Annotated in this window: 16 protein-coding genes and 1 tRNA gene; 3 read left to right on the top strand and 14 right to left on the bottom strand. The window is 74.9% G+C overall.

Going from position 1 to position 14,820, the window contains the following annotated elements:
- Window positions 1-18 precede the first annotated feature (18 nt).
- Window positions 19-95, top strand: a tRNA-Met gene (locus EV292_RS13705).
- A 77-nt stretch (window positions 96-172) separates the two neighbouring features.
- On the opposite strand, the gene EV292_RS13700 is transcribed toward EV292_RS13705, so the two are convergent.
- The 4 genes from EV292_RS13700 to EV292_RS13685 form a co-directional block, all read right to left on the bottom strand.
- Window positions 173-1,174: an alpha/beta hydrolase gene (locus EV292_RS13700; protein ID WP_132909767.1), complete on the bottom strand. Its 1,002-nt coding sequence runs from the start codon at window positions 1,172-1,174 to the stop codon at window positions 173-175.
- A 68-nt stretch (window positions 1,175-1,242) separates the two neighbouring features.
- The gene (locus EV292_RS13695) at window positions 1,243-2,772 is read right to left on the bottom strand and encodes a hypothetical protein (RefSeq protein ID WP_132909766.1); all 1,530 of its coding nucleotides are present in this window, start codon (window positions 2,770-2,772) and stop codon (window positions 1,243-1,245) included.
- A gap of 82 nt (window positions 2,773-2,854) precedes the next feature.
- Window positions 2,855-3,670 (bottom strand): ankyrin repeat domain-containing protein, encoded by an 816-nt coding sequence (locus EV292_RS13690; protein ID WP_132909765.1) that lies wholly within the window; start codon window positions 3,668-3,670, stop codon window positions 2,855-2,857.
- Between the two features lie 104 nt (window positions 3,671-3,774).
- Window positions 3,775-4,689, bottom strand: coding sequence for a DUF2974 domain-containing protein (locus EV292_RS13685; protein ID WP_132909764.1), 915 nt, complete (start codon window positions 4,687-4,689; stop codon window positions 3,775-3,777).
- A gap of 182 nt (window positions 4,690-4,871) precedes the next feature.
- Between EV292_RS13685 and EV292_RS13680 the strand changes: the two genes are divergently transcribed.
- Together EV292_RS13680 and EV292_RS13675 are read left to right on the top strand one after the other, a co-directional pair.
- Window positions 4,872-6,191, top strand: coding sequence for a LysM peptidoglycan-binding domain-containing protein (locus tag EV292_RS13680; protein ID WP_165927110.1), 1,320 nt, complete (start codon window positions 4,872-4,874; stop codon window positions 6,189-6,191).
- Window positions 6,178-6,690 carry a hypothetical protein gene (locus tag EV292_RS13675; RefSeq protein ID WP_132909762.1) on the top strand — a complete coding sequence of 171 codons (513 nt, stop codon included), beginning with the start codon at window positions 6,178-6,180 and terminating at the stop codon, window positions 6,688-6,690. The genes EV292_RS13680 and EV292_RS13675 overlap by 14 nt, the downstream gene beginning before the upstream one ends.
- On the opposite strand, the gene EV292_RS13670 is transcribed toward EV292_RS13675, so the two are convergent.
- From EV292_RS13670 to sctC, 10 genes are read right to left on the bottom strand one after another with little or no spacing between them, the layout of a single operon-like run.
- Complete coding sequence (locus tag EV292_RS13670; protein ID WP_132909761.1) at window positions 6,666-7,355, bottom strand: hypothetical protein; 690 nt, start codon at window positions 7,353-7,355, stop codon at window positions 6,666-6,668. The two genes, EV292_RS13675 and EV292_RS13670, sit on opposite strands and share 25 nt — an antisense overlap.
- Window positions 7,352-7,813 carry a hypothetical protein gene (locus tag EV292_RS13665; RefSeq protein ID WP_132909760.1) on the bottom strand — a complete coding sequence of 154 codons (462 nt, stop codon included), beginning with the start codon at window positions 7,811-7,813 and terminating at the stop codon, window positions 7,352-7,354. The genes EV292_RS13670 and EV292_RS13665 overlap by 4 nt, the downstream gene beginning before the upstream one ends.
- Complete coding sequence (locus EV292_RS13660) at window positions 7,810-9,135, bottom strand: FliI/YscN family ATPase (RefSeq protein ID WP_132909759.1); 1,326 nt, start codon at window positions 9,133-9,135, stop codon at window positions 7,810-7,812. Before EV292_RS13660 ends, EV292_RS13665 begins: the two co-directional genes overlap by 4 nt.
- Window positions 9,122-9,742: a FliH/SctL family protein gene (locus tag EV292_RS13655; protein WP_165927109.1), complete on the bottom strand. Its 621-nt coding sequence runs from the start codon at window positions 9,740-9,742 to the stop codon at window positions 9,122-9,124. Before EV292_RS13655 ends, EV292_RS13660 begins: the two co-directional genes overlap by 14 nt.
- Window positions 9,739-10,212 carry a hypothetical protein gene (locus tag EV292_RS22670; RefSeq protein WP_165927108.1) on the bottom strand — a complete coding sequence of 158 codons (474 nt, stop codon included), beginning with the start codon at window positions 10,210-10,212 and terminating at the stop codon, window positions 9,739-9,741. Before EV292_RS22670 ends, EV292_RS13655 begins: the two co-directional genes overlap by 4 nt.
- Complete coding sequence (gene sctJ, locus EV292_RS13650; protein ID WP_165927107.1) at window positions 10,209-10,976, bottom strand: type III secretion inner membrane ring lipoprotein SctJ; 768 nt, start codon at window positions 10,974-10,976, stop codon at window positions 10,209-10,211. The genes EV292_RS22670 and sctJ overlap by 4 nt, the downstream gene beginning before the upstream one ends.
- A complete protein-coding gene (locus EV292_RS13645) occupies window positions 10,973-11,371 on the bottom strand; it encodes a hypothetical protein (protein ID WP_132909756.1) in 399 nt (132 codons plus the stop codon). Before EV292_RS13645 ends, sctJ begins: the two co-directional genes overlap by 4 nt.
- Before the next feature lie 14 nt (window positions 11,372-11,385).
- Entirely contained in the window at window positions 11,386-11,694 is a 309-nt protein-coding gene (locus tag EV292_RS13640; protein ID WP_132909755.1) for a hypothetical protein, read from the bottom strand.
- 31 nt (window positions 11,695-11,725) lie between these two features.
- Entirely contained in the window at window positions 11,726-12,844 is a 1,119-nt protein-coding gene (locus tag EV292_RS13635) for a hypothetical protein (protein ID WP_132909754.1), read from the bottom strand.
- Complete coding sequence (gene sctC, locus EV292_RS13630; RefSeq protein WP_132909753.1) at window positions 12,841-14,820, bottom strand: type III secretion system outer membrane ring subunit SctC; 1,980 nt, start codon at window positions 14,818-14,820, stop codon at window positions 12,841-12,843. Before sctC ends, EV292_RS13635 begins: the two co-directional genes overlap by 4 nt.

Below are 14,820 nucleotides of genomic sequence, written 5' to 3'. Positions count from 1 at the left end.
CCGCACAGGAGAGCGTGACGCGGGGTGGAGCAGCCCGGTAGCTCGTCAGGCTCATAACCTGAAGGTCACAGGTTCAAATCCTGTCCCCGCAACCACCATACGATACACCCCCGCAGAGCCATCGCTCCGCGGGGGTGTCGTCGTTCCAGCCCCCCCGCGTCACCGCAGCGCCTCACTCCTCCGAGGCGGCGCGCAGCGCCGCGGCGAACGCCGCCGGTGCCTCGACCTGCGGCGCGTGCCCCAGTCCCTCCAGCCGCACCAGCCGCGCGCGCGGGATGCGTCGCACCGCCGCCTCGGCCGCGGCCGGGACGGTGCGGATCGCCGCGCGCCGCTCCGCCGGTGCGTGATCGGCGCGATAGGCGGTGGCGTCGCGCTGGCCTACGATCAGCGTCACCGGCATCGTCAGTCGCGGCAGGTCGGCGGCGATCGGCTGGGTCTGGATCATGTCTGACAGGCGTGCCTGCGCGTCGCGCACCCGGTCGCCATCGGCGCTGGCATATTGACCCGCCAGCATCGTCACCCAGCGATCATAGTCGGGGCGCCACGCGCCATGATAATAAGTGCGCAGCTGATAGGCCTTGATCGAGGCGGCGTCGGTGCGCGCTTCCTCGGCGCGCAGCGCGCCGGGATCGGTGTAGGGCACGCCCTCCGCCAACGTGTCGTTGAGCCCCAACGGGTTGACCAGCACCAGCCGCGCCACCTGCGCGGGATAGGACAGCGCGAAGCGCGCCGCGATGATCCCTCCGGTCGAATGGCCCACCAGCACGACCGGCCCGGCCGCGGCGTGCTCGAGCAACCCGCGGGTCAGCGCCGCGAGCGCGTGGAAGCTATATTGATAGCCCGGCGGCTTGGATGATTTGCAGAAGCCGATCTGATCTGGTGCGATCACGCGATAGCCCGCCGCCGCCATCCGTCGTGCGGTGTCATACCAGGTCGCGGCACAGAAGTTCTTGCCGTGGAGCAGCAATATGGTCCGCCCGTTGGCGCGCCCCGCCGGCGCGATGTCGAGATAGGCCATGCGGACGCGCTGCCCCTGCGTCTCGGCCTCGAACCAATGGACCGGCGCGGGATAGGCGTAGCGCTCGAGATTGGCGCCGAGCGCGGGGACCTGCGCCGCGGTGGCGCCGGAACAGGAGAGGAGCGCGACGGCGGTGAGGCGGGACAAGCAGATCATTCCCTTCGAACCCGCTGCGGCGCCGCTATATCCGCCGCACCGCGCCCGCATGCGCAGCGGCGAGCGGGTCACTCGTCGTGATAGAGATCCTCGCGCGTGTCGAAGCCGTTGAGATAGGCGGCGTCCAGCCCCGAGATCGAGTCCCGGATCGCGCGCGTGAGATCGACGAGGCCCCCGGTCGTCTCGTCGACATGCCCCGACGCCGCGCTCGCCTGCCAGTCCACCAGCCGCTGCCACATCGCGTCGACCACCGATCCCGCGGCGGATCCGGCGCCGTCCTGCGCCACCTCGGGCAGTTGCGCCTTCAGCTTGCCGACGAACTTGTCGGTGACCACGTCGGTGAACTGACGCACCAGAGCCACTTTCGCCTCGGCGTCGCCCTTGGCCTGCGCGATATAGTCCGCGCCCGCCTGTTCGAGCGACCCCATCACCGCGCCCAGCGTCGTCGCCGCGGTGAGGCGCGCGTCCGCGCTCGCCCCCGTGTCGTCGATCCGCGTCGCCAGCCCGCTCAGCACCGAGGCCAGCGCCTCCTGCGTCGCGCCGACGTCGCCGTAGGACGGATCGAGCATGACGTGGCGCATGAAGTCGCGGACCAGGCCGTGATGCAGATCGCCCGTGTTCGCCTTGCGCCAGTCGGTCTCGGCGAGTCGGCCGACGTTGGCGTTGAAATAGCGCCCGAGCTGGTCGAGCGCCCCGCCGCGGTCGCCACCCTCGTCGATCCCGCCGACAAAGCCCTCGCCCCCCGAGCGCACCAGCGACGCGAACAGCGAGTCGAGCGCTGGCTGGTTGCGCGCGTCGGGCGTGGCGGCGCTGAGCAGACCCGACAGCGCGTGGAAGCCATCGCGCTCGTAGAGCGTGTTCCACTGGCCGCCGCCCACCGTGGTCGCCATCATCGCGTCGGTGAGGGTCATCGTCTCGCCCGCGACCGGGCGATCCCCGTTGCGCGCGATCTCGGCGAGCACCGTATTGGCGCCCGCGCGGCTGCCGTTGCGCGCCGCCATCGTGGCGACGTCCGCCGCCGCGACCAGCGTCTGCGGCCCGGTCTGATACGCGTCGATGTCATAGCCCTGCGCGCGCGCGTCGGCGGTGAGCCGCTGCGCCACCTGCGACAGCGCCACGCCGTCGCGCACCTCGCTCAGCAACTGGCGCGCGCCATGGCTGCCGGGTTCCTTGACCAGCGCGTAGAGCTGATCGGCGCCGAGCCGCCCGTCGGCCACGCCGCGCCACACCGCCGCCTCGACCTGATCGCGCAGCGCCGGGGTCGCCGGCCCGGTCCAGGCCTGGCCGATATCGTCCAGCCCCTTGAGCAGCTTCTCGCTGGTACGCGAGTCGATGCACCGCGTCGCGCCGATGCCGCTCCCCGCCAGCCGGATGATCTCCGCGATATAGGCGTCCTTCTGCTCCTCGCTCAGGTCGGTGCGCGTCATCGTGTCGGCGACCTGATAGGCCGCCTGTGCGCCGTCGCCGGGCTGGCCGAAGCGGGTCGCCTCCAGCGTGCGGTCGACCGCCTCGGCGACCTGCGGGTCGGTCGCCGCGGTGGCGGTGATCGTCCGCGTCGGGGCGATCCCGCCTCCGCCGACGTCGCTGACTGCATACATGACGCACCTCCCTCGCAGAACGGGCGCCAGCCTAGCGAGGCGGCACCGCCGCGCCATAATCGATCCGGTTAGGGCGCGCGGGTCAGCGCGGCGCGGCGACCAGCGTCGCCACCACCGCCGCGGGGGGCGCGGTGGCGCCGTGACGCGCCAGCGCGGGCGGGGGCCAGCGCTGCTCGCGAATCAGCGTCTTCACCTCGGCCGGGGCGGGGGGCGGCCAGGGCGCGCCCGTTCGCCGCAGCCGCGCCACCAGCCGCTCGCGCGCGGCCTCCTCCGCGGGGGAGGAGAGGCGCAGCGGCTGCCCGATCCCGAACGCGGGCAGCGCCCCGCCCGCGCCGACCGCCCAAGGATTGGCGCCCGCCTCGATCAGCACCTCGGCGACGCGCATCGAATCCATGTCGACCGCGTCCTGGAGCGGCCCGGTGCCGGTCGGGTCGAGCCGGTCGAGCCGCGCCCCGCGCGCGATCAGCAGCCGCGCCGCGGCGGGATCGGCGCTGCGCGCCGCGGTGCGCAGCGGCCAGGCGGCGTGCTCGCCCGCGGGATCGGCGCTGGCCCCCTTCGCGAGCAACCGTTCCGCCGCGGCGAGATCATGCCCCGCCACCGCGGCGTCGAGCGGCAGGCCCGGCACCGCGCCGTCGGGGGCGGCGCCGAGCGCGAGCAGCGCGTCCAGCATCGCGCCGTCGCAGCGCGCCACCGCGATCGTCAGCAGGTCGCCGGCCTGGCCGTCGGGGCGGAAATCGGGGTAACGCGCCGGCGGCACATGGGTCGTCAGCAACCGCGCGTCGCCGCCGGCGAGCCGGCGTACCGCGGCGACGTCGCCCGCGAACACCGCCGCCGCGATGTCGCGCCCCGACTGACCGTTGGTGACCGCCTGCAACACCAGCCGCTCGTCCAGCTTCATCATCCGCCCCCCGCTGCATGACGCGGCGTTCGCGGGCGCCACGCGCGCGCAGCCCGTCGCGACCGCGACGCAGGCCAGCGCGGCCGCGAGCGCGACCGAACGCCTCAGCGCGGCAGGCTCGACAACACCCAGTCCATGCCGTGCCGGTCGACCGGCAGCATCGGATCGAGGTTGCGTTCGAACCAATTCGTCCCCTCCGGCGCGACCGCCGCCATCTCGTGGCGGGTACCATAGGCCTCGGGAAGGTCCAACAGCGCCGCGCCCGCCGCCGCGCCGCCCGGCGAGCGCGCGATCAGCCCGCCGATCACGCCGCCGATGACGCGGTCGCCGCCGTCCTGGATCGAGGACAGGATCTCGCCGTCGACATACCAGGCCTGGACCGCCGCGCGCGTGGCGGTGCCGTTGGCGGCGCGGATCGCCTCGCCCCGCGTCACGGTCGCGTCGTGCAGCCCGGCGGCGTTGAACGTGTCGGCGGGGCGCCCGCTCGCGATCGCCGCCGCGGAGGCGAGCCCGCCGCCGAGCGAGTGACCGGTGAACGACACCCGCCCCGCCAGATCGGAGCGCCCGACGCGCTCGCCGATCAGCAGCGCCTGACGGTAATGCGCCGATTCGGCACCGAACGCCTGTCGCGCGTTGCTGGTCCAGTCGGCGAGGCTCTCGAAGCGCGTCCCGCGCATCGCGACGACGAAGCGCGCCTGCTCCCCGCTTCCCTCGACATAGACGCGCGCGCGGAAGTCACCCGATTGCAGCAGCGCCGGGTCGAGATTGAGCGCGCGCAGCTCCGCCTCGCCCGCGACGCGATAGCCCGGGGGCGGGGCGGCGGTGTCGGCATAGACGTCCTGCGCCAGCAGCGCGTGCGCGCGCAACGCGTCGGCATCGGTCGATGCGGCGCGCGGCGCGGCGGCAGGCACGGGCACCGCGAGCGTGGCGGCCGGTCGCATGGTCGCGACGGAGCCGGGCGGCGGCGCGGGGAGCGCGCGCGGCGACGCGCCGACGGTAAGGCTGAGACCGATCTGCATCGCGCGTCCCCTCTGGTTCGGCTGCACCCTAGATCGCGGCGGGGACGCGGGCTCTAATCGAAACGCCTAGGGTCGATCGCGCGGTCGCGGGCCGGCGGCCGCCTAGTCGCATCGACTAGATACAGCGTGCCCCCCGCATGGGAGAGACCCGCCGCATCGCGGACAGCATGGGAGCGCGGGTGATGGTCGGATCGATCACGGCGACGGGAACGAGCGACACGACGGGCGCCGCACCGCCGCGGCAGGACGCTCACACCGTGCACGCCGGCGACACGCTCTCGGCGATCGCGCGGCGCCACGGCACCGATGTCGCCACGCTGGCGCGGATCAACGGGCTGCGCGACCCCGATGTGATCGCGGTGGGGCAGCGGCTCGAGCTGCCCGGCGGCGCGAGCGCGGGCTATACGATCGCGCGCGGCGACACGCTGACCGCGATCGCGCGACGCCACGGCACCGACGTCGCCGCGATCGTCGCCGCCAATCCCCAGCTCGGCCATCCCGACCATCTCTACCCCGGCGACCGGCTGACGCTTCCCGCGCCGCGCGCCGAGGCACCGACCGCCACCGCCGTGGTCGGCGGCACGACCCGCGTCGCCGACGGCACGCTCTCGCTCAGCGCCGCCGACGTGACCAATCTCAAGAAGACGCTGCAGACCGAATGGGTGCAGGGGGCGGGCGAGGCGCAGGCCCATGGGATCATCGACACGATCCTCAACCGCACCGCCTCGGGCCATTGGGGCGGCACGGTCGCGGACGTGGTCGACAGCTACAATCAATTCTCCGACATCAACGGGCCGATCGCGCGCCGAGCCGGGCGCAACTCGGTCGAGGATCTGCCCGCGAGCAGCATCAGCGCGCGCGTCGACCGGCTGGTCGACGGCTATCTCGCCGAGCGCGCGGGCGGGCGCGAATCGTCGATCGGCTCGCACCTGAACTACGCCAACCCGCATTATTCCAGCGCCAACAACCGCGGCTGGATCAACGCGCTCGACGGTCCCGTGCTGGGGCGAGGCGATGCGGTCCACCATCACGGCACCGTGCCCGAGCTCGACCGCTATCGTCCGGGCGCCTTCGCGCTCGCGCTGCCCGGTACGGCCGCCGCGCCCGCCCCGGCGACGCCCGCCGCGCCCCCCGCCGCCGGGCACGTCGACGGGCGCGCGGTCGCCGCGGCGAACGGGGTGGCGGTGAAGAGCGAGGCGGTGCGGATCGACCGGCTCGACGCCGCGATGGAGCCCGCGATCCGCGCCGCCGCCACCGCGGCGCAGCGGCTCGGGTTGCCGACCCCGGTGATCACCTCGGGCAACGACAGCCGCCACTCGAACGGCTCGCTCCACTATCACGACCAGGCGCTGGACTTCCGCGGCAACAACATCACCGTCGCGCAGGGGCAGGCGCTCCAGGCCGAGGTGCGCGAGCTGCTCGGCGATCGCTACGACGTGGTGTTTGAAACCTTCGCCAATCGCGGCAACAACCACCTGCATGTGGAATATGATCCTGACTGAGCGGGCCGCGCGCGCGTCGATCGTGGCGGCGTCGCTGCTCACCGCCGCCTGTTCCCCGTCGGCGGACAGCGCCGGCGCCGAGCAGGCGCGCCGCGCCGCCGCGACGCCGCGCGCCGCGGCGCCGTCGGCCGCGTCGACCGCCACCTTGCCCGACGCGGGGGCGAGCCCGGTCGCGGCAGCGACCGCGCCCTCGCGGATCGTGTCCACCGCCGATATCACGCTGCGCGGCAAGCCCGCCTGCGACATCCGCTTCGCTTATGCCGGGCGCGATACCGAGAGCCTGTTCTGGGAAGAACCCTGCGACGCGATCACCGCCAGGATGCTGACGCGCGAGGAACTGACCGCGCTCGGGCGCTGGTCGCGGCTCGACGATTACGCGCGGCGCTTCGTCGCGGCGCTGCCCGGCGGGCGGGTGCTGTACGTCGAGGGCGCGGCGAGCGCCTCGGTCTATCCGGTCGGGACCGGCGGATCGACCTATGAGGTGCCCGTCGCCGACTGATCGCCGCGGTCGAGCGCGAGCGCACCCAGCGCCACCCCCGCGCCCGCGAGCCGCTGCGCCAGGCCGGGGAGCTGGTCGGCATAGGCGCGGCCGCCGTCGCCGACCTCCAGCGCGATGTCGAGCGTCCCCGCGGCGTTGCGCACCAGCCGCGCGCCGGTCGCGGGCCAGGCGTCGCGCCCGAAGCGCACCGACACCTCGCGCGCGCCCTTGCCGTTCTCGCGCGTCCACAGGTCCGCGAGCAGCTGCGCGAAGGCGGCGGGGTCGACGTGCGGCGCGGGCATGGTCGGCACCCCCACCACCGGGGCGGGCGGGGCCCCGGCGAGCGACTGGCCGCCGCCCTGTCCGCCGTCCTCCTGCCCGCGCTCGCGGCGGAGCGGGTCGGCGAAGGGGTCGCGGTCGGTGGCGAGCGCCTCGCGTTCGCCGCGCGGCCCCGTGGTGCCAGCGGCGGGGTCGCGCGACGCTCTCGCGCCTTCCTTGCCCGCGCCCGTCTGCGGCGCCGGCTGCGCGCGCGCGCGTCCGCCGTCCTGCGCCAGCCGCGCCCGCGCGCGCGCGAAAGCGTCGCCCATCTCGCGCACGTCGCTCGCGCTCGGCGCGCGCGCGGGGCCGCGGGGCGCGGTATCGGGGGCGCGCGTCGGTGCGGCGCGGGCGGGGGAGACGTTGGTCATCGGAACCTCCTGATCATCTCGCGATCCTGCTGCTCGCGCGTGTCGGCGCGGGCGCGCCGCGCGCGTCGCAGCCCGGCGGTGCGCTCGGCGAGCGCGTCGTGGCGCGCGCGCGCCACGATCGCGGCGCGGCGCTGCTGCGCCTCCGCCGCGGCGGCGCGCGCCTCGGCGTCCTCGGCCGCCTCGGCGTCGCGCGCCGCGACCGAGCGCCGGAACAAGGCGCGATCGAGCACCGCCAGCCGCCGCTCCGCCTCCGCCGGGTCGGCGACGAGCGCCGCATGGGCCGCGACCTGCGCCTCCTGCGCCGCCTCGGCCGCCGCCCCCGCCGCGCGCGCCGCGGCGCCGGCCCGCGCGGTCGCGTCGCGCGCCGCCGCCAGCGCGCGCGCCGCGGCGGCGAGCCGCACGGCGCGCAGCCGCAGCAGCGCCGCGGCCTGGTCGTGGAGCGCGCGCGCGCGGCTCATCCGCCGATCCCGCGCAGCCGCAGCAGCGCCGCGTCGAGCGGCTCGTGCTGGTCGGCGAGCTGGCGCAGCAGCGCGTCGATCTCGGGCTTGGCGGCGATGGCGCGATCGGCCAGCGCGTCGGCGCCGGGCTTATACTCGCCGACCTGCACCAGGAACTCGATCTCGGCATGTTTGGCGAGCAGCGCGCGCACCCGCGTCGCCGCGGCACGATGCTCCGCGCCGGCCAGCCGCGGGAACAGTCGCGACAGGCTGCCGAGCACGTCGATCGCCGGATAATGGCCCGCCGATCCCAGCTTGCGCGACAGCAGGATATGGCCGTCGAGGATCGAGCGCACCTCCTCGCCGATCGGATCGCCCTCGTCCTCGTCCTCGAGCAGCACGGTATAGACCGCGGTGATGGTGCCGCGCTCGTCCGCGCCCGCGCGCTCGAACAGCCGCGGCAGCTCGGCGAAGACCGAGGGCGGGAAGCCGCGTCGCACCGCCGGCTCGCCCGCGGCCAGCCCGATCTCGCGCAGCGCGCGCGCGAAGCGCGTCACCGAGTCCATCAGCAGCAGCACGTCCTTGCCCTGCGCGCGAAAGCCCTCCGCGATCGCGGTCGCCTGATAGGCGGCGCGGACGCGCTCCATCGCGGCGCGGTCCGAGGTGGCGCAGACGATCACCGAGCGCGCCAGCCCCGCCGCGCCGAGCGCGTCCTCGATGAACTCGCGCACCTCGCGCCCGCGCTCGCCGATCAGCGCGATCACGATCACGTCGGCCGCGGCGAAGCGCGCGAGCGAGCCGAGCAGCGTCGACTTGCCGCCTCCCGCCGCGGCGAACACCCCCATCCGCTGCCCGCGCCCGAGCGTCAGCAGCGTGTCGATCGCGCGCACCCCGGTGGGCAGCGGCGTGTCGATCAGCCGCCGCCGCATCGGGCTGGGCGCGGGGGCGTGGAGCGCGCCGCGCGGCAGCGTCGCGGGCAGCGGCGGGCCGTCGTCGATCGGCGTGCCGCGCGCGTCGAGCACGCGGCCGAGCAGCGCGTCGCCGTGCGCGACTCGATCGTCGCCGGGGCGGACGATCACCTCGGCGTCGACCGACAGCCCGCGCACGTCGGCGAGCGGGGTGAGCACCGTCGCCTTGCCGGCGATGCCGACCACCTCCACCGGCACGACATGGCCGGTGGCGGGCTCGATCACCTCGCACGCCTCGCCGATCCGCGCCGCGATGCCGGTGACCTTGAGCGTGGTGCCGAGGATCTCGGTGATCCGCCCGCGCCGGTCGAGCGTGCGTGCGCCGTCGAGCCCGGCGATCAGCCGGTCGACCAGCGCGGCGTCATCGCGCGCCATCGTCATCCTCCGCCACGTCCCACGCGCGCGCGATCTGCGCGAGCTGCACCTCCAGCCCCGCGCGCGCACGGCCCAGCGGCGTCTCGATCTCGCAGTCGCCGGGAGCGAGCGCGGGATCGGCCTCGACCCGCAGCCCGGCGCGGTCCGCCAGCCGTCGCTCGGTCGCCGCCACCGCGATCGGGGCGACGCGCACCACCATGTCGCCGGGATCCGCCACCGCCTCGGCCGCGCGGGCCGCCAGCGCCGCGACCAGGTCGGCGGGGCCGAGGCCGTCGGCGACGCGGCGCACCACCTCGAGCGCGAGCCGCGCGATCTCGTGCGCGCGCGCCTCCGCCCGCGCGCGATCGCGCGCCGCGAGCGTGGCGAGCAGCGCCGCGGCCGAGGCTTCCCCGGCGGCGCGCCCCTCACGATAGCCGATGTCGTGCGCGGCGCGGCGCGCGGCGTCGGCGGCGTCTGCCACGGTCGCGGCCTGGCCGTCGTGGAGCGCGCGCGTCGCGGCGAGCAAGGCGAGCGAATCGCGCAGCGGCGCGATCGCCTCGGCGCGCACGATCGGCGACTCGGCGAGCAGCGTCGTCAGCCGGTCGGCGTGGAGCAGCGTGAAGCTCATCGCTGCGCCTCCGCGACCAGCCGGCGCGCCTCGGGCGCGGCCAGCGCGAGCGGAACGTCGCGCGCGGCATCGCCCAGCGCGCGCAGCCCGGGCGGCAGCGCGCGGCGCAGGATCGTCAGCCCCAGATCGGTCAGCGCCGCCGGCGCGATCCAGGCGCATTGCGGCAGCCCGGTGCCGCCGCGCGCGATCGCCTGGTCGACCGCCTCGGCCCCCGCCACCTCGGCGAGCGCGCCGAGCCACGCGCCGTCGATCGAGCGCGCCAGCTCGTCCGCCAGCGCGAACAGCGCGACACGCTGCGCCAGTCGCGCGCGGGTCGCCTCGCCCGCGCGCAGCCAGTCGGGGGCGAGCGCCAGTTCCTCCCAGCGCACCGACGGGCGTGCCGTCGGCGTCGACAGTCGCCGCGTGCCGCGCGGCGGGCTGAGGTCGCGCCCGATCGCGGCGAGCGCGGCGCGGGCCTGCGCCGCGCTCACGGCCGCACCTGCGGCAAGGCGGCGCGGCGGCGCTGGTGCCAGCGGCGGAAGGCGGGGTAACCGAACAGCGCGGCGAGCAGCGCGCCCAGCGCGGCCATGCCCGCGATCAGGGGCGTCGATACCGCCGCGGCGTGCGCGGGCGGCGCGACCAGCCGCATCGGCTCGGCGGGGAAGGTCTCCACCGTGACGCGCTCGTATTTGAGGCCCTCGACCGAATTGACCACCAGCGCTTTGACCTTGCCGATCTGCTGGTCGATCGCCGCCCCCGGCCGGTATTTGATGAACACCGAGGCGGAGGAACTGGGAGGCGTCTCCGCCAGCGGCTGCGCCTCGGGCAGCGCGAGATGGACGCGCGCGCCGACCACGCCGTCGATCTGCGAGATCGTCTGCTGCAGCTCCTGCTGGAGCCCGTAGGTCAGCCGCGCGCGCTCCTCGGTCGGGGAGGACAGCACGCCCTTCTTGGGGAACAGCGTGCCGAGCGACTGATAATCCTCGCGCGGATAGCCCTGGGTGTGGAGCACCTCGATCGCGCGCGCGAAATCGCCCTTGGCGGTGCTGATCTGCCACTGGCCCTCGCCGGCGTCGCTCTTGTCGGCGGCGATCCCGGCGCTCTGGAGCACCGCGACCATCTCATTGGCCTGCGCCTCGGTCAGCTTGGAATATAGCTCCGCGCGCCCGCAGGCCGCGAGCAGCAGCAGGAGGAGGACGGGAAGGAGCGGCGCACGGCGCGCCGCCCCCGTCGCGGGATCAGCGCGGCCGCTCACGATTGCTGGCGGAACAATTGCTGGATGCCGTCCGACGTGCGGTTCGCGATCGACGACGACAATTGGCAGTGGAACATGAACTCGTGGCATTTCATCGTCAGGTTGACGACCTCGCCCGGGGTCATGTCGGCGCCCCCCGCCGCGGCGGCCTGCGCGACGTCGGCGACCGAGCGCGCCTCGCCGTTCACTTTCTCGATCTCGCCCAGCATCGCCTTCATCGCCGGCGCGATCGCGTCGGGGCTGGCGACCGGGGCGGCGGGGGCGGCACCGGCGGCGCCGAGCGCGCCCTGGAAACCGGTCATGTCGGCGAGGCTGGCGCCGGGGGCGGCCTGGCTGATCGCGGGGGTGTCGATCGACACCCCCATGCCGCCGGCCGCGATCGGATCGATCGTCATCGCGTTCCTCCCGATCAGCTCTTGCGCGCCATCGTCTCGAGCGCCTTGCCGACGCTGTCGAGCGAGCTGGACGAGCTGTTCGACAGGAACGACATGCGCATCGCTTCCGCGGTCAGCTCGGTGATCTGCGACGGATTGTCCTGTCCGCCGTTGCCGAGCTGCTGCGACAGCGTGTCGAGCTTGGCGGCCTGGCGGTCGAGCGTCGCGCCCCAGGCGTCGGACAGCGCCTCGAACCAGCTGCCCGAGCCGTCGCGCGGGCGGGTGCCGCTCAGCGGTGCGCTGGCCATGGTCGTCAGTCCGGTGGTGATCATGCTGTCGCTCATCTCTCTTGCTCCTTCTTCGGTGGGTTGCGGTTCAGAAGGCGACGCGGCTCTGCCGCCCGCCCTTGTCGAGGACGACGAGATTGCCCTGGATCGCCACCAGCCGGTGGCCGCTGGGCAGCAGCGCGCCGCCGAAATAGCGCGCGCCGTCCACGGTCAGGATGTACGAGGGGTCGCCCGAGACGACGGTGGACACCTTCTTGGTCGCGTCGGACACCTGGCGCAGCACGACCTCCTCCGCCGCGGGCAGGTCGCTGCGCAGCTTAAGCCGGCGGATGCCGGGGACGTCGCTGCGGATCGCCGCGACCAGCCGCTCGCGCTGCGCCTCGCCGATCGGCGCGGTGCGCAGCTCCACCACGCGCTCGCCCAAGGGGCGCGCCGCGGCGCGGATATCCTGTAGCCGCGCGACATCGGCGCTGGCGGCGGCGAGGTCCGCGGTGGTGCGCAGCCGCAGCTCGGCGGGGATGTCATTGGCCGCGAGCGTCTGCGCGACGCGGTCGCGCGCCGCGCCGCCCGCGACGAAGCCCTGCACCAGCACGCCGTCGTCCGCGCCGCGCTCGCTCACCGCCAGCCGCGCGAAGCCCGCCTGCGCGAGCACGCGTTCGGCGCGCGCCACCGGGGTGCCGAACAGCCCCAGCCCCGCCACCGCGGTGGGCATCACCAGCGCGAGCAGCAGCACCACCACCGCCACCCCCGCGAGCGTCGCGGCGCGGCGATCGTGCGCCCAGCGCGCGAGCCGTGCCCCCGCGCCACCCAGCGCGGCGAGTGCCTGGTCGGTCACCGGCGCGGGCAGCTCGGGCGGCGCGGGCTGGGCGCCGGCGAGCTGCGCCGCCTCGTCCCAGCGCGCCGCGTCGGGCGCGCCCCAGGCCACGGCCACCCCGCCGATCGCGAAGGGCACGTAGGGCGGCAGCAGCGCGGTGGTGCCCGCGCCGACCGGCGAGCCGAGCAGGGTCACGCTGCCGCTCAGCACGGTGAGCTGCGCGCCGTCGCCGTCGCGCTCCAGCTCGACCGCTATCCCCTTGGTGGCGGGATCGCGGATCACCACGTCCTGCCAGAATTCATGGCCGACCGAGACGCGACCGCTGGGCGGCAGGCGCTTCTCGGTCCCGGTCAGGCGTCCGCTGAGGACGCGCAGGACGGCGGCGTCGATCATGGTCGGCTCGCTCCTCGGATGGGCAAGGCTGCGGTTGGCTGAGGTGCGGTGGGCGGGGGGGCGGCGGGCTGGGCCGGCGCGGCCGGCACGCGCGTGCCCGGGGTCAGCGGCGCGGACAGCGGGGTGGCGGGCACCTGCATCGTCGCCACGCTGGTGTTGGCGCCGACGTCGACGACGCGCGGCGAGATCAGGAACAGCCGCTCGATCCGCCCGCGCGAGCGCGAGCGCGACTTGAACAGATTGCCCAGCACCGGGATGTCGCCCAGCAGCGGGATCTTGTATTCGACGTCGCTGTCCTCGTCGACGGTCATCCCGCCGAGCAGCAGGCTCTGGCCGTCCTGCACCATCGTCTGGTTGGTGACGCTGGCGCGGTCGACCACGGGCAGGCCGTCGACGCGATCGGAGGTGATCGCACCGTCCTCGATCGTGACGCGGACGCGGATGCGCGTCTGGTCGTGGTCGCGGAACACGTGCGGGGTGACGCGCATGATCGTTCCCGCGGTGACGTTGAACAGGTCCACCTCCTGCCGCCCCGCGACGCGGACGTAGAAGGTGCGCGTGCGGTCGAACAGCGCCTCGACGTTGGACAGCGTCATCACCTGCGGGCGCGCCACCACGCGCGCGACGTTCTTGCGCTCCAGCGCGTTGAGCCGGCCGATGAACTCGCGGCTGTTGCCGATGATCGCGGAGATCGCGCCCCCCTGCGCGCTGGGGGTGATGTTGTCGACGTTGCCGCGGCGGCCGCCGCCGATGCGATTGAGCCGCCCGTCCGAATCGGCGTCGCCGCTGCCGAACAGCGCGCCGAACCCGCCCGAGCCGAAGCGCCAGTTGATCCCGAGGTTGCGCAGCTTGGTGGTGTCGATGTCGATGATCGTGGCGTCCACCTCGACCACCTGCGGCTCGACGTCGAGCGCGCGGATCAGCGAGTCATAGGCCGCCATCCGCTCGGGCACGTCGCGCACGACCACCGCGTTGAGCTGCGGGCTGGGCTCGATCCGCACCACGTCCTGGGTCAGCGGCGCGACCAGATCGCCCCCGCCGCCCGCGGGCGCGCCGAGCACGTCGCCGGTCTGCGGATAGGCCCCGCCCAGCGGCAGGCCGAGCAGCGGCGTCTGCTGGCCGTTGGGCTGCACCGAGTCGAAGCCGAAGCCCTTGAGCCGCGGCTGGCTCTGCCGCACCAGCCGCGCGCCGAACTGCGGCGCGTTGGGGGCGGCGCTGCCGCCGGGGCGCTGGTCGAGCACCAGGTTCTGCAACACGGTGGCGAGACCGGGGACGGTGAGCTGCTGGCTGCCCGAATAGACCGTGGTGTCCTGCGCCTGGGCATAGCGCAGGTAGAAGACGCGGAACTCGAGCGGCTGCACCGGCGCGGCGGGCGCGCCCGGCCCGTAGCCGCCGAGCAGCCCGCTGCCGCCGCGCGGCGCCGCGCCGGCGCCCGCCAGCGCCGGGGTCGCCCCGGCGGCACCGCGCGCGAGCGTCGCGACCTGTTCGAGGAAGCGCGGCGTCCCGCTCGCCACCAGGCTGCCGTCCGCCGCGGCGCGCAGCGTGTTGCGCTCGTTGCCGAGCCGCAGCGCGCGCACCCGCGCGAGCACGCGCGCGGCATGGCCGTCGGCGGCGGGGATGGTCTGCACGCCCAGCTCGTTGCTGGCATAGACGTAGAGCGCCGCGCCGTCGTCGTAGCTGACCAGGTTGAAGGCGCGCGCGATGTCGCGGAAGATCCGGTCGACCGTCCCGCTGAACACGCCGTTGACGGTGCCGCTCAGGTTGCGGCTGGCGATCACTGGCCGCCCGGTGCGGCCGAAGAGGTCGCGCAGGAACGCGCCGACGGGCTGGTCGCGCGCGGTGATCGACACCGTCGCCGCGCCGCCGGGGGTGACCTGCGCCACCGCGCCGGGGGTGGCGACCGGTCCGCTCACCAGCGCCACCGCCACCAGCGCGCCCAGGGATCGTTTCCGCACGTTCGGGGCCTTCACCTTCAT

The sequence above is a fragment of the Sphingomonas sp. BK235 genome (assembly GCF_004345855.1).
GTDB lineage: Bacteria > Pseudomonadota > Alphaproteobacteria > Sphingomonadales > Sphingomonadaceae > Sphingomonas.
The sequence above is the reverse complement of the archived record's forward strand: the minus strand, read 5'-3'. Positions and strand labels throughout refer to the sequence as shown.

Coding starts and splice junctions, on each gene's coding strand:
- EV292_RS13700 (WP_132909767.1), bottom strand. CDS start 1,174: ATGATCTGCTTGTCCCGCCTCACCGCCGTCGCGCTCCTCTCCTGTTCC.
- EV292_RS13695 (WP_132909766.1), bottom strand. CDS start 2,772: ATGTATGCAGTCAGCGACGTCGGCGGAGGCGGGATCGCCCCGACGCGG.
- EV292_RS13690 (WP_132909765.1), bottom strand. CDS start 3,670: ATGAAGCTGGACGAGCGGCTGGTGTTGCAGGCGGTCACCAACGGTCAG.
- EV292_RS13685 (WP_132909764.1), bottom strand. CDS start 4,689: ATGCAGATCGGTCTCAGCCTTACCGTCGGCGCGTCGCCGCGCGCGCTC.
- EV292_RS13680 (WP_165927110.1), top strand. CDS start 4,872: ATGGTCGGATCGATCACGGCGACGGGAACGAGCGACACGACGGGCGCC.
- EV292_RS13675 (WP_132909762.1), top strand. CDS start 6,178: ATGATCCTGACTGAGCGGGCCGCGCGCGCGTCGATCGTGGCGGCGTCG.
- EV292_RS13670 (WP_132909761.1), bottom strand. CDS start 7,355: ATGACCAACGTCTCCCCCGCCCGCGCCGCACCGACGCGCGCCCCCGAT.
- EV292_RS13665 (WP_132909760.1), bottom strand. CDS start 7,813: ATGAGCCGCGCGCGCGCGCTCCACGACCAGGCCGCGGCGCTGCTGCGG.
- EV292_RS13660 (WP_132909759.1), bottom strand. CDS start 9,135: ATGGCGCGCGATGACGCCGCGCTGGTCGACCGGCTGATCGCCGGGCTC.
- EV292_RS13655 (WP_165927109.1), bottom strand. CDS start 9,742: ATGAGCTTCACGCTGCTCCACGCCGACCGGCTGACGACGCTGCTCGCC.
- EV292_RS13645 (WP_132909756.1), bottom strand. CDS start 11,371: ATGACGATCGATCCGATCGCGGCCGGCGGCATGGGGGTGTCGATCGAC.
- EV292_RS13640 (WP_132909755.1), bottom strand. CDS start 11,694: ATGAGCGACAGCATGATCACCACCGGACTGACGACCATGGCCAGCGCA.
- EV292_RS13635 (WP_132909754.1), bottom strand. CDS start 12,844: ATGATCGACGCCGCCGTCCTGCGCGTCCTCAGCGGACGCCTGACCGGG.
- sctC (WP_132909753.1), bottom strand. CDS start 14,820: ATGAAGGTGAAGGCCCCGAACGTGCGGAAACGATCCCTGGGCGCGCTG.